This is a genomic window from Oscillibacter sp. CU971 (assembly GCF_905219725.1).
Lineage (GTDB): Bacteria > Bacillota > Clostridia > Oscillospirales > Oscillospiraceae > Oscillibacter.
The window spans coordinates 1-13,702 of record NZ_CAJMXG010000070.1 but is presented as its reverse complement, the minus strand read 5'-3'; the positions used below and the strand labels follow the sequence as shown (position 1 = coordinate 13,702).

Annotated in this window: 12 protein-coding genes and 1 pseudogene; 5 read left to right on the top strand and 8 right to left on the bottom strand. The window is 57.2% G+C overall.

From position 1 onward, the window contains the following. The 8 genes and pseudogenes from JX325_RS06945 to JX325_RS06910 all read right to left on the bottom strand — a co-directional run. A pseudogene (locus tag JX325_RS06945) lies at positions 1-167 on the bottom strand (ATP-binding protein); the annotation flags it as partial. Further along, the gene (gene istA, locus JX325_RS06940; protein WP_279380513.1) at positions 154-900 is read right to left on the bottom strand and encodes an IS21 family transposase; all 747 of its coding nucleotides are present in this window, start codon (positions 898-900) and stop codon (positions 154-156) included. The pseudogene JX325_RS06945 and the gene istA, both read right to left, overlap by 14 nt. Before the next feature lie 45 nt (positions 901-945). After that, positions 946-1,827 (bottom strand): PfkB family carbohydrate kinase, encoded by an 882-nt coding sequence (locus tag JX325_RS06935; protein ID WP_204790424.1) that lies wholly within the window; start codon positions 1,825-1,827, stop codon positions 946-948. Between the two features lie 20 nt (positions 1,828-1,847). Further along, the gene (locus tag JX325_RS06930; RefSeq protein ID WP_204790423.1) at positions 1,848-2,834 is read right to left on the bottom strand and encodes a ComEC/Rec2 family competence protein; all 987 of its coding nucleotides are present in this window, start codon (positions 2,832-2,834) and stop codon (positions 1,848-1,850) included. A 4-nt stretch (positions 2,835-2,838) separates the two neighbouring features. Next, positions 2,839-3,738 (bottom strand): carbohydrate ABC transporter permease, encoded by a 900-nt coding sequence (locus tag JX325_RS06925; RefSeq protein ID WP_204790422.1) that lies wholly within the window; start codon positions 3,736-3,738, stop codon positions 2,839-2,841. Between the two features lie 63 nt (positions 3,739-3,801). Next, complete coding sequence (locus tag JX325_RS06920) at positions 3,802-5,076, bottom strand: extracellular solute-binding protein (RefSeq protein ID WP_204790421.1); 1,275 nt, start codon at positions 5,074-5,076, stop codon at positions 3,802-3,804. Positions 5,077-5,133: 57 nt separating this feature from the next. Next, positions 5,134-5,973, bottom strand: coding sequence for a carbohydrate ABC transporter permease (locus JX325_RS06915; RefSeq protein WP_204790420.1), 840 nt, complete (start codon positions 5,971-5,973; stop codon positions 5,134-5,136). An 82-nt stretch (positions 5,974-6,055) separates the two neighbouring features. Continuing rightward, a complete protein-coding gene (locus tag JX325_RS06910; protein WP_204790419.1) occupies positions 6,056-7,042 on the bottom strand; it encodes a LacI family DNA-binding transcriptional regulator in 987 nt (328 codons plus the stop codon). 1,193 nt (positions 7,043-8,235) lie between these two features. On the opposite strand from JX325_RS06910, the gene JX325_RS18000 reads away from it, so the two are divergent. The 5 genes from JX325_RS18000 to JX325_RS06880 all read left to right on the top strand — a co-directional run. Beyond that, positions 8,236-10,299, top strand: coding sequence for a flagellin (locus JX325_RS18000; RefSeq protein ID WP_243413965.1), 2,064 nt, complete (start codon positions 8,236-8,238; stop codon positions 10,297-10,299). Between the two features lie 93 nt (positions 10,300-10,392). Further along, complete coding sequence (locus tag JX325_RS06895; RefSeq protein WP_204790418.1) at positions 10,393-12,408, top strand: hypothetical protein; 2,016 nt, start codon at positions 10,393-10,395, stop codon at positions 12,406-12,408. A gap of 1 nt (position 12,409) precedes the next feature. Beyond that, complete coding sequence (locus JX325_RS06890) at positions 12,410-12,604, top strand: hypothetical protein (RefSeq protein WP_204790417.1); 195 nt, start codon at positions 12,410-12,412, stop codon at positions 12,602-12,604. 2 nt (positions 12,605-12,606) lie between these two features. Continuing rightward, positions 12,607-13,164 carry an adenylyl-sulfate kinase gene (locus JX325_RS06885; RefSeq protein ID WP_204790416.1) on the top strand — a complete coding sequence of 186 codons (558 nt, stop codon included), beginning with the start codon at positions 12,607-12,609 and terminating at the stop codon, positions 13,162-13,164. Beyond that, the coding region (locus tag JX325_RS06880) for a PHP domain-containing protein (protein ID WP_204790415.1) at positions 13,154-13,702 on the top strand (549 nt) is incomplete at its 3' end. The genes JX325_RS06885 and JX325_RS06880, both read left to right, overlap by 11 nt.

Genomic DNA, 13,702 nt, shown 5'->3' with positions numbered 1-13,702 from the left:
TCATACCGTCTGGCAATGAGCTGGAAGAACAGATTTGCGCCTTGGATATCCATAGGGAGATAGCCGATTTCGTCGATAATGAGCGTCCTGTACTTGGACAGAACTTTGAGCTTGTCCGGCAGACGGTTCTCAAAGTGGGCCTTCTTGAACTGTTCAATGAGTTGGTGGAAAAACCAGACATCTGGATTTGCTTCTCATAGGCCCGTCTCCGTTTGGATACGATATTCGGTGCAGAGCGATCTGCTTGCCTTCATAGTAGGCCGCCAGCATACTGTCGAGGGCTACGACTGCCACATCTTTGCCGGCGTACTCCGCTGGCACGGAGTACTGATTTCCAGCGTACGAGATGAGGCAGTCTTTTTGTACCCGCCTCAAGTTGATTTTGTCGATGGTGTACTCTCGGGAGAGAGGNTTTAGGCCCTCCGTGGCGGTGGCGTGAACCTTGCCATTGACCTTATTGCACCAAGCCAAGGCTTGTCCATTCAAATCTGCCAGGCTGTTATATTTGATCCCGACCATGAAATTNTCCCGCACAAACTGCACCGTCCGCTCCACTTTTCCTTTCGTCTGGCCCTGGTAGGGCCGGCACAGGATGGGCTTGAACCCGTAAAACCCCGCAAAGTCCTCAAACTGCCGGTTCAGCGTAGAGTCCTCCTGTTTCAGCAGCCGCTTGATGACCACCTGCTTCATGTTGTCGTACAGGATTTCCTCTGGGTAGCCGGCAAAGTACCGGTATGCGTTCTGGTGGCACCGTATTAGCGTGTTTGTGCTCATGTCTGTGACAAATTCGATGTACCGCATCCTTGAGTACCCAAGTATCATGAGAAAACAGTACAGCTTTTTCCACTTCCTATCCTCGTATACCAGGTGATCCTCTCCATCTGGTTTTCCACTTTTCAAAACAGCAATCCGATCGCCGCTGGAAGGCTTATTCTTCAAGGACGTTTAATAAAACTCGCGGATATATGACTCTACGTCCTCCCGACAACCCCGGAAGGGCCCGGGAGTTTCCATTTTCAGGGAAACCAGAGCCGTGCAGTACAGCAGTGCCTCGTTCATTCCAGCCCGCTGCCGCTCGGTGATATACCCGGCAAAGGTGGTGTCTCCCCGCCCGGTGCGGCCGGAAAGGTTCCGGGCCTTAATGGGGCAGGTGTAGATTCTTTCCCCGTCGTAGGCCAGCACCTCGGTGTTGTGGGTGATGAGAACCTCTTTCGCCCCCCACTGGTGGAGGAGCTTGGCCGCTTCCGCTCGGTCCGTCAGGCCGGTCAAAATCTCCGCCTCGGCGGCGTCGGTTTTCAGGTAGTCGATGCAGGGCAAATACTCCCGCTTCTCCGCCCAGTCGCGGAAGGCCATGGTCATGTCCGGCTCCACGTGCCGCAGGAGGCATTGGACGTCCACCGCGATCTTCCCATGCTTCGCCGCCTCAGTGAAGAGGGGACCGTCGAAATCGCCGTAGACCAGGCCCGCGAAATGGTAAATTTTCGCCTCGATGTCCGGCAGCTCCCCAAAGCGGAAGGGATCGCAGACGCCCAGGGAGGTGCAGGAACGCGTTTCTTTGTCGGCGGTGAAGTACTGGTTGCGGATAGAGCAGGTGGCGGCGGAGGGCTTCCAGTACAAATCCGCGCCGGAGTCCCGAAACCGGGCCTCTACATCGGCATCGTCGGGATTCAGCTTGGTAAACAGGGCGGTTTTGTTCCCGCTTCTGGCGGCGGCGAAGCCAGAGGCCACCACAGCTCCGCCGACTTCCTTTCGCTCGTTTCCCTGATAGTCGATATTGTGGTCCAGGGATACGGGGCCGATGACCAGAACATCATACGTTTTCCTCATACAAGGTCGTTCCTTTTCTATTATGATTGGTATTCCGCCGTGTATGCGCCCTCTGCTCCGATGTGGAACACCAGCGCCTGATGGGGCGGCAGATCTAGGCCTGGAAGCCGGGGGCAGTCTGAGAACCAGAGGCTTGCACCGGCGTCCGACAGCAGACGGATTAGTTCCGGATGGGCACTGTGATAACGCCGGTCGCTGGAGGCGCAGCAGACGACAGCCTCCGGCCGGATGGCCTCCATCAGGGCGGAATCCGCCCCGTCCCGTTGGCCATGGTGGCCTACTTTGAAAATTTGGGCCGCCAGTTCCTCTGGGGCGATTTCGCGATAGCCCAGGCAGTTGGTATCCCCTGGGAGCAGAATGCGGGTCCCCCAATAGTCCAGCCGCAGAAGGATGCTGTAATTATTCATGGCCCCATCCAAGGCGGAGAGCTTCCTTCGAAAAGCGGCAAAATCCTCTTCCTGATTCAGATCTGCGTAGAGGGCCGCCAGTTCCTCCGCTCTTACCCGGGATGGGCCCAGGCAGCGGATGGTCAGTCCGGGGCAGGGACGAGCCTCCCATCCGGCGGAGAGGGTCCGAAGGACGCCGCCTCCGGCTTCTATCTGCATGCGGAGTGTCCGATAGTCGTTCATGGACTGGAGGAATTTCCGCTGAGAGAGATTGGCGTCCGGGAAAATTGGCAGCGTCCGCAGGGGCCGGGGCAGGCGTTCGGGCAGTGTCTGCCAGAACTCTCCCGGGAACCACAGGCCCGGCAAGGGCACGAGTCCGCAGAGATGGTCCTCGTGTATATGGGTATTCGCCATCACATCAATATGGTCCAGCCCTCGGGCGTACAGGTATTCTATGAAAGGAATCCGGCCGGAGGAACGATCCTGGTATTCCTCCTTCTCCATGCTTCCTCCGTCGATGACCATGACAAAGCGGCCGCCGGGGCGGGCGGGGTCCGGGCATTCCAGCAGGATGGCTTCCCCATAACCCACATTTACAAAGGTTAGCGTCATCTCTTCCATCGGCTCATCCCATGGCCCGCTTGATATAAAGGCTGGAGAGGAGCAGCACCAGGATGGTCATGACAATGGCTCCTGCGCTGCCAAAGCCGAAATCCAGAGACTTGATGCCGTAGCTATAAAGGTATTGCGTAATAGTGGAGGTCGTATTGGCCGGTCCGCCGCCGGTAAGAAGGTTTACCTTGTCGAAAAGGCGGAAGCTGTCGATGGTCCGCAGCAGGGCGCAGAGGGCCAGGCTGTTTTTGATATTGGGGATGGTAACGAAAAAGAGGATTTTGAATGCGCCGGCCCCGTCGATGCGGGCGGCCTCGTATTGAGCCTGGGGGACAGACTGCAAGGCGGCATAGAGAAGCAGAAAGACGAAGGGGGCGCTCTGCCAGACGTCAATCAGCAGCAGCATGCCGAAGGCGGTGCGCATATCGGAGAACCAGTTGAACACAGGCAGATTCAAAGCCTCCATCATCTGGTTGACAATGCCGTAGTTGGGAGAGAGCATCATCCGCCAGCTCAAGGCCACCGTTACCGTTGGAAGCAGGTAGGGCAGGAGCAGCAAGGTCCGCATAGTCTTCTGGCCGCGGGTCAGGCTGTTGACCAAAAGAGCGATGCCAAAACCAATGAGCATCTCAAAAATGACCGCCAGGAGGGTGAATTTCACGGTGTTCAGAATCGCCTGCCGGAAATAGGCGTCGTTGAGGAGCTTTGTATAGTTTCCCAAGGCGATAAAAGAAGCGGGCTTCTGGAGATTTCGCAGGAGGTTGTAATCCGTAAAACTGTAGAAGAGGGTAAACAGCAGGGGATAGGCTGTCATGATCAGCAGGACCAGCATGGTGGGGCCGATCATCCCCAGGCCGAAACGCCTGGCGGCGCTCTCGGTGGTGCGGGCTTTTAGAATTTGGTTTTTTTTCATAGGCGCCTCTCTTTTCTGGAGGTTCGGGCGCCGGGACGCCCAAAGGGCGTCCCGGCATGGGCGTCAGCCCATCAGCTGCTCAAGATTGGCCTGGGCGTCGGCCAGACCCTGGTCCACGGTTTTCACGCCGTTGACAATGTTGTCCATTTCGGTGCCAAGGGTGGTGTAGAACTGGGTCCACTCAGCGATGACGGGGCGGTACATACCGCTCTCCAGGGCCTTGCAGACCACTTCATACTGGGGATAGGAAGCGAGGACCTCCCCGTCCTGAAGGCTGGAATACCGGCAGGGTACGCCGCCGGAGGGAACGGTGGACTTCTGCACGTCGGCGTCCATCAGATAGGTCAGCAGCTTTGTGGCCAGCTCCTTGTTTTGGCTGTTATTGGGGATGCCGATGGTCCAGATACCGTAGACGTTGGAATTATACGCCTGCGCTCCGGCGGAGGCCGCGCCGCTAAGCGCGATATAGTCTGCGGTGGAGTCCGCGGTGGGGGTGTACCAGCCGGGCCAGCCGATGCCCATCGTGCCCGCGCCGGTGTCCACAGAGGCAATGAGGTCGTCCTTTACCTGCGCCTCGCCGGTGGCAATGAGCTTCAGGTAGTACTCCATGGCGGCTTTAAATTCGGGGGTGTTTACGGAGGGCTTGTTGGCGTCGTCGAGCACCCAGCCGCCGAAGGACAGCAGAATGGGCAGGAAGTCCACCACCAGATTGTTCTGGTTGTCGCCCCGATAGATGAAGCCCTTCTTACCGGCGGCCTGGGCGCTCTCGCAGATCGCCAGCAGGTCGTCCAGGCTCTGAATCTGGTCGGCGGAGTATCCGGCGGCCTCCACATTGGCCTTGTTGAACATCAGTACCGTGACGTTGCCATAGTAGGGGGCCAGATACAGCTGGCCGTCCACATAGCAGATCGTGGTAGTGGCGGGAATGACGTCGCTGTCCAGCTCATAGCCTAGCTCCGTCAGGTTGGCCAGGACGCCGCTGGCGGTGAATTCGGCCATCCAGGAGCCATCCACCATGCACAGATCATAGGTGCCGGCGGGGTTGATGGCGTCCAGGGCGATGCCGGAGTACAGGTCGGACTCGGAGAGCTCCTGCACTTCGCAGGTAACGTTGTTCTCGGCCTCAAAGGCGGGAAGGCACTCCTTGATGACGTCGGCATAGGAGCCGGCCCGCAGAATCAGAGTCAGCTTGGTGGGAGCGGCGGAGTCGGAACTGCCGGAGTTCCCCTCGGTGGGGGCGCTGCCGGACGTATTGCCGGACTGGTCGGTTTTGCCGCCGCAGGCGGCCAGGGACAGGACCATGGCCAGCGTCAGCAGGAGCGCAAACAGCTTTTTCATTTCTTTTCCTCCTAATCTTGTTGACATGGTTGGATTTGGCTGCGCGGGGATATTTTGTTACTCTTTGACAGCACCGCTTGAAAGCCCGGAAATCAAGTAGTTCTGCGCAAAGATCACAAACAGGGTGATGGGGATGACAGAGATAACGCCTCCCGCTGCCACTAGGCCAAAGTTCGTGAGGTTATCCTCCGTGTTCAGCAGGGCCAGGGCCAGGGGCACGGTGTTGTTGGCGGGGCTGCGGGTGAAAATGACCGTATAGGTGTACTCGTTCCAGGCATACATGAAGGACAGCATGGACACGGCGGCAATGCCCGGGGCCACCAAGGGCAGAACAATCCGCACGAAAAGCTGCCACTCCGTAGCGCCGTCCACCTTGGCGCTCTCCTCCACCTCATCGGGAAGGTCCTGAAAGAAGCTGATCAGGAACCAAATGATCAGCGGCACATTGATGAGAACGCAGGCCAGGGCCACAGGAAGCTTGGTGTTCAATACACCCAGCTTGTTGAACATGATATAAAGCGGAATGGTGAATGCCACCGGAGGCAGCACCCGCACCAGCAGCACCCAGTAGGTCAGGGGCTTTTTCAGGCCAAAGCGGAAGCGCCGCCGGGCCAGCACATAGGCTGCGCAGACGCCCACCAGCAGCGACAAAACCAGAGAACTGAACGTAGTCTGGAGGCTGTTGACAATGGCCTGACCAAAGCCCTCGCTGGTGAAGAGCTGCGCAAAGTGCTCCACGGTCAAGGAGTTGGGCAGCAGGGAGATGTGGCCCCGCATTTCATCGGTGGGCCGGATGGCCATGGCCAACAGCCAATAAATGGGAAACAGCGAGATCAACAGAAGCAGGGCGCAGGCGGCTCCCTTGGCCCAGGCGGTGGCTTTCTTCTTCGTTTTCATAGCGGTCCTCCTTATGTTCCTCCTGGCGGCAGGCCGGGCAAATCTAGTATATGCAGTATATGCATTTTCTCAGAAAGCAGGGTCAACTGGAGCGGCGAATCTGAAGCTTAGCTGGAACTACGGTAATCGGAGGACACTCTTCTCCATTCAACAGGGCATGGAGATGGTCCACCCCCACCTCGCCAATGCGGCGGCAGTCGATGTGCACGGAGGTCAGCTCCGGCTCCACCACACCGCAGATGGTGGAGTCATCGAAGCCCACCACTGCCAGATCCCCCGGAATTTTCAAGCCCAGGCGCTGGGCGGCTTTCAGAACCCCGGCGGCAACAACGTCGTTGGCTCCCAGGATGGCGGTGGGCCGGTCCTTCCGGCTTAGCAGGTCCATGGCTGTTTGGGCGGCGCTTTCGACGGTGGGGTCGCACATAGCTACCTGCGGGGCGCCGGTCTTTGCGCCGCTTTCTTCCATGATATGGAGAAACGCATTGTACCGCTCGCCAACAATATAGGGTGAAAAGCGCCCGGCGATCATAGCGATACTGCGGTGTCCCCGCTGAAGCAGGTGCTCCACCGCCAGCCGGACGCCGCCGTACTCGTCGGAGAGTACACAAGGGAGATCGAACCCGGGCATCCGATTATTCACCAGCACCACGGCGATATGCTTGCTCTGAAATTCAGACACCATGTCCGCCTGGGCGCTGCCCCCCAGGATGACTCCCTCAACCTGCTTGTTTTGGGCGGTGCCCGCGGCCTGAGCCCAGTCCGCCGCTGTGGAGATGACCAGCTGGCGGTCCGACTGGATGGTTCTCCGCATGATACTCTCACAGATACGGGCGTAAAATTCGTCCAGAATCGTAGCGTCCTTTTTGCAGATTAGGAAGGCGATTTTATCGGTCCGCTGCCGGACCATGGCCCGGGCGATGGCATTGGGGGAATAGTGGAGAATCTCCGCCGCCTCGAAAACCTTTCGCCTGGTGGCGTCCCGGACCCGGCCGGGGTTGGAGAAGGTGCGGGATACAGTGGCTGTTGAGACGCCGGCGAGGCGGGAAACGTCATAGATTGTGGCATCCATAAGAGAAAAAACCTCTTTTTTAAATAAGTAAGCGCTTACATTTTCAAATAAAAACTGCTAGACATATCGATTTATAAGTGATTTACCACTTGCCTTTTTCAGAAGATTATCACATTGCCAAAAAAAGTGCAAGTACAGGAGAGTGTTTTTGGAGGAAAAAATAGTTTCCCATTTTGTTTCTGTGCAAACTGCTACAAATCCCCCAAAAATGTAATCGCTTACAAATCGAAAACCATTTTCTGTCGATTGGAAAATAGCTGGGTAGATCGGAAGCAAACTGGCAGATATCGTTCACAGTTGTAAAAATGGATATATGAAGTAAAATCTGCATAACCGTCAAAAGGAATGGTAGCCACACTTCAAAAAAGCAAATACACGGCACATCCTTTTGCTTCCTGGTATATCTGGCTGCCAGCATATAAGTGCGCCTATCTTCCATTATTTTACAGGATTCCCGGTCATAATGCAAGCCCTGATCTTGAATCGAATAGCCGCTCTCTTCCCTGTGCCAGCTATGGGGCAAGGACATCCGTGCTTTTGCGGACACACTGGGAAGGCAGGCTCATGATTGTCCTGCTAAGAATGGACGGGAGGCGGACGATACCTGTCTCCCTGTGAACCTTTACGCAAAGGGCCCCATGATTGTGGTAGAGCTCATGCAGACGGAGAGCGTGACCATAAGTCCGGAGAAGTATACAACCCCGGACAGAAAAATATTTTTATCAGACTATTATTTTTGGTAGAACGCCGCCGATATGTAGTATTGAAAGCGGTTGAGGGAACCAATCAAAACCAAGAAGGCCCGGCGGATAGCCAACACCGGGGACGCAGCTCAAAGCTCTTTTAGGCGGTCCTTTCAACACAATATTATCTTTATATATCATATTGAATGTACGGAGGAAACGCCGGAGCGGTTTATCCGCGAAAGCGGCTCTCCAGGAGTTGAAAGAGGCCCTGGCCCGGATGGGCGAGGGGCCGGAGGTCCAAACCCTGCGGGAGAAGCTGGACTGCATCTTCCCCGTCCGGAAGGACGATTGAGATTGTTTTCACCCGGTCCTAGGCCGGTTGAAATATGTACCGCGCCGGAAATCCGAGGCTGTGGCCACGGTTTCGGAGGGATGGCGCTCCACAGACCTGTGCCTTGGTAAAAGGATGTTCCGAGGCACATTAATAGACTGAAAGGAGTCAGAATTATGCGCATCCAACACAATATTATGGCAATGAATGCCTACCGCAACTACAACACCAACACCTCCGCCCTGGCGAAGAACCTGGAAAAGCTCTCTTCCGGCTACAAGATCAACCGCGCCGGTGACGACGCCGCCGGTCTTGCCATTTCCGAGAAGATGCGGGCCCAGATCACCGGCCTGAACGCCGCCCAGAAAAACGTCAAGGACGGCATCTCCCTGGTGAAGACCGCCGAGGGCGCCATGCAGGAAGTCCAGGACATGCTCAACCGCATGGAGTACCTGGCCACCCAGTCCGCCAACGGCACCTATGACAACGAAGTTGACCGGGCCAACCTCCAGAAGGAAGTTACCGCCCTGAAATCCGAAATCAACCGTATCGCCGACTCCGCCAACTTCAACGGCATCAAGCTGCTGGACGGCTCTCTGGCGGGCGAGGCTTCCACCGTGGGCGGTGCCAACGGGGACGCCCTGGATATGCTGGCGGTGAATAACTCTGCTTCTGCCACCAACGCCTCCAAGGATGGCCAGAAACCCAGCGAGGCCATTGGCGCGGAGTTCACCATTACCCTGAAAACCGGCGGCAGCCTGGACGCTCTCGGTGCCTTGAATATTGCTTCCTTTGCCGGCGGCGGCACGGTCGCGGACCTCTTTACCGCCTATGACCTGAAGGGCAATGAAATTGATTTGTCTGGCGGTGCCCTTGCATCGGGCGAGGCTGTGACAGTCACGCTGGTTGCCAATCAGAAGGGCAAACTGGATTCTACCGTTGTGACCGACATCGAGAACGCTCTCAAAGGCTTAACGGGTGCGGACGCCAATTCCCTGCTCTCGATCAACGGCAAGGAAATCGCGAGCGACGGCGGCGGCGGAACCCGGGCCATTTACACGGTGGACTTCACCGACCTGTCCAGAATCCAGGACGGCGACAAGTTCCAGATTGGTACGAAGACCTTCACGTTCACCATGGATCCGACTACCAACTCCGACGACAACTTTATTGATATCTCCGATCTGGACCTGCTGACCGGCAAAAATGACTCCTGGAAAACGCTGAAGGACCGCATTATGACGGCCGTAAACAGCAGCGACGGTTTGGATACTGCTNCCAACACTGCGACCGCTGGCTGGCTGGTCAGCGCGGAAAACAAGGGAACGAACAACCAGAACGACTTTGTCCTGACGGCTGTCACCATTCCCAAGGGCTACGATGCCAACGCCTTCAAGGATCCCCAGCACTTTGAGAACGACGGCGCGTTCAGCGTAGACTTCACGCCCGGCAAAGTGGACGCGAACCCCGGCGCCGGACGGCACGCTACGGCGGTCTACAACCTGGGTTCTCTTGCTGCGGGTGACAAGATCACCATCGGGGACAAGACCATCGAGCTGGTGGATAAGCACGATCCCAATCTGACCCAGGATGAGCTGGACAAGGAAATGGCCTCCGGCAAGCTGACCCTCGCCGAGTTCAAGGACTCCGACACCCTGAACAAGACCCTGCAGTCCATGGGCTACAAGGATGGCCGCGTGACCATCACCGGCTCCAAGATTAAGGTTGAAAAGTCCCTGGCCGACAACACCACCGCCGAGGCGTGGTCCAAGGGCCTGGGCAAGGTTTCCGTGACCAAGGCTTCCGATTCCGCCGCTGCCGACGAGGTTGTCAGCGACGGCAAGGGCCTGACCCTGCAGATCGGCGACACCGCCGATACCTTCAACCAGCTGAAGGTTGCCATCGGCGATATGCACACCAAGGCCCTGGGAATCGACGGCCTGGACATCAGCAACATCGAAGGGGCTCAGGGAGCCATCCAGACCATCAAGGACGCCATCAACAACGTCTCCTCCGTCCGTGGTGACCTGGGCGCCATCCAGAACCGTCTGGAGCACACCCAGAACAACCTGAGCGTCATGGCCGAGAACATCCAGGACGCCGAGTCCACGATTCGGGATACCGACGTGGCCGAGGAAATGATGAAGTACACCAAGAACAACATCCTGATCCAGTCCGCTCAGGCGATGCTGGCCCAGGCCAACGCTGTTCCTCAGGGCGTGCTCCAGCTCCTGGGCTAATCCCTGAATACGGCTTAAAGTTGTTCCGCAAAAAACCAGCGAAAGGGGCCGGGCGCTTTGCCCGGCCCCTTTTCCGAAGAAAGGACGGCTGACATGGACGTATTGGAGCTGGCCCGGCGGCTGGCGGGGCTGGGACAGACCCAGGAGGCCCAAAACGCATACACCCTCGCCATAGAGGGGGCGGACCCCGCCGGAAAACTGGAGGCGGCGGCCTATATCTTCCAATCCGGCGGCGATTACCGGATTTCCTATACCTGCTTCCGGAACCTCTATAATGAGGGCCATTACCGGAAGGAAACCTTTGACATCATGACCCAGGCGTTTTACGAGCCCAACGTGAAGGCGCTGAAAAAACGCTATGAGAAAAACTGCAGGCTTCTGGCAAAGTACCCCTATCTGTTCCGGAAGGATTTTCTGCCCTTCCAGGACCTTCCCATCCGCTTCTATCCCTATGACGATAACGGCTATGTGCCCTTTTTTGCGGCGGAGGAGCGGTTTGGGGACTATGTGAATTTGAAATATCCCGCCGTCAGCCGGAACTTTTTCAAGGATTTGGAAAAGCCTGTCCTGGCGGACGGCGTTACCTCCCAATATGAATTGGAATATTTGAATGACAACGTCCGGGACAGTGTGCGTGTCGGGCGTGAAAACCATGTTTACCTGCATTACGGCGACTGGGGAACCTTCTGCGCCTATTTGCAGCTCTGGAATCTGCGCCCCCTGCTGGAGGAGAAAAAGCTGGTCTTCCTCATAGGAGACGAGCTGGCGCTGTACCCCATCGACTTCAAGGCCCGCTTCGGCATAGATTACAGCCAGTACCAGCCCCAGCCGGTGGCGATCCGGGAGGTCAGCCGCCTGATTTGGCACACCCAGCTCTCCGCCCACAACGGCGGCGATTTCTTCAACGAGATCTTCGACGGACACCCGAATCTCTTGGCCCTGCCCTCCATTCTCTTCAACGAGGTCGAGGAAACGGTGGCCTCCATCCGGCGGCTGCTGAAGGAATCAAAGAGCGAGGAGGAGCTGCTGAGCGGCTGGAATCAGGGGGGCAGGAAGCGGATTTTGGAGCTGTACCGCATGGGGAATCCCACAGATAAGGATATCCTGGCGGGAATCTACCTGGCGAACAAGATCGCAAAATCCGGCCTGGACCAGAATTCCCGCATCGCCCCGGCGCTGTTCTTCCAGCCCCACTTTGAGGACATCGTCTACAAGCTGGAGGGGGCGGAAGACGGCCGGGTCAGCATCGGGGCGGAGGCGGCGAAGGAGCTGCGCCGCTGCCGCTTTCTGAAGGAATTCCCCTATATCAAGACCTTCACCCCCATGCGCCGCATGACCACCAGCTACGGGGGCACGGTGCAGTATATGTACCAGATGTCCAAGCAGATGGAGGCGGCGGAAGCGGCGGACCCGAAGCGGAAGAAGACCGTGGTAGGGGACGAGATTTCGGACCGGATTCTGAACCGGAGCTTCATGATAGACCCGGAGGAGCGGCTGTTTCAGGACAGCATCCTGGTGCGCTTTGAGGACGCGAAGCTGAATCCGAAGGCCACGTTCACCGCCCTGGCCGCGTTTTTGGACCTGCCCTATACCCCCAGCATGACGGAGTGCACCCAGGGCGGGCAGCCCTTGAGTTACGGCGGCTATATCGCCGGGGGCTTTGACACGGCCCCGGTGTATAAGGTCTATGACGAGTTTGCGGGCGGCGCGGAACGATATTATATCGAGTATTTTATGCGGGATGCCTACGCCCGTTACGGCTATGACTTCCACTACTACGACGGCGCGCCCATGGACGAGGCCCGGGCCAAGGAGCTGATCGCCGGGTTCACCACCCTGAACGGCTACATCCGGGAGACCTGGAAGAAAGTGGCGGACTCGGCGGCTGTTCTCAAGAAAAACGGCGTGCCGGTCCCGCCGGAGGAGATGGAAGAGGCCCGCCGGGAGCTGGTGGAAAAGCATATCCGGGAGCTGTCGGAAACGCGGCTGAAAATCGCGAAGGTTTTGCTGCGGGGGCCGCGGCTGGTGAACCAGGCGGGGCGGCCTCTGCGGTTCATGCCCATGCTGGAGCCGGACCCGGCGCTGCTGGAAGCGCCGCTCTATCATTGAGATGGAAGAGCTGGAGCGGACAGCGGCCGCGCTGGAGCGGACGCAGTATCTGTTGGAACGGATGCTGGAGCTGGCGGAGCGGTCGGCGGATGAGCGCTGTACGGACCAGCGCCGGGTAGCATTGCAGAAGGGCTTCGCCTTTTTGCGTGCGGAAGCGCTGGAGACGTTAGGGAAGGCCAAAGGGGAGGATACATAAGCGTGGAGAAAAAGGGAACGGTCTATTTTTTCACCGGCCTGGCCGGGGCGGGCAAGACCACCATCGGCGGGTTGTTCTATCAGCGCTTAAAGGAGTGCAGTCCGGAGGCTATTTTCCTCGATGGGGATCAGACGCGTCTTGCAGCGGGTGACAGTTCGGCGGATGGAACGGTGTTGTTCGAGGAGCGTTATACAACAGAGGCGCGGAAAAGAGGCGCATTTGATACCTTTCGATATGTTCGGAATTTGTCGGACCAGGGGAAAGATGTGGTGATTTGCAGCATTGCCATGTACACAGAAGTTCGAAGCTGGAATCGGGAGAATATCGAAAACTATCGGGAAATTTACATGAAAGTGAGCCGGGAGACGCTCTACCGCCGGGACCAGAAAAAATTGTATTCCTCCGGCGCGAAGAATGTTGTAGGTGTAGATTTGCCCTATGATGAACCGCGTCATTCCAGCATTGAGATTCAAAACGATGGACAAGAAACTCCGGAGGAAATCGTGACCCGCTTGGAGCAGTTTTTTGGACTTGGGCAGGAGAAGAAGTGTGATTTATAAAGCTGATTTGCATACACACAGCACGGCTTCAGATGGCCAGTATACTCCGGCGGAATTGGCCCAGTTAGCCAAGGCGCGAGGTGTGGAAGTGTGGGCGCTTACCGACCACGATAATCTGGATGGTTTGGATGAAGCGGAAGCGGCAGGCAGGGCTCTGGGACTGCAGGTCCTGCGAGGAATTGAATTCAGTGCGGACGACTACCTGAATCTGCATATTTTAGGATATGGTTTTTCTTCCACCGCATTGCGTAGCTGGATAGAAAGCCTAAAAGGCGGCCGGGATGACCGGAAGTACCGCATTTGGAATTTTTTGCGCACAAAAGGTATTGAGGTTCCCCTCGGCGAAGTGGATCAAGAGGCTGCCGGCGGAGCGGTAGGCCGTCCCCATTTCGCACGAGTCATGCTCCAGCATGGTTATGTTGCCACTCGAAAAGAGGCGTTTGACCGCTATCTGGATACGCCGGAATTCCAGGAGATGGAAAAGGGGATGAAGCCAAGTGCTCAAATGTGTGTGGAGCGCATCAAAGCGGCGGGAAGA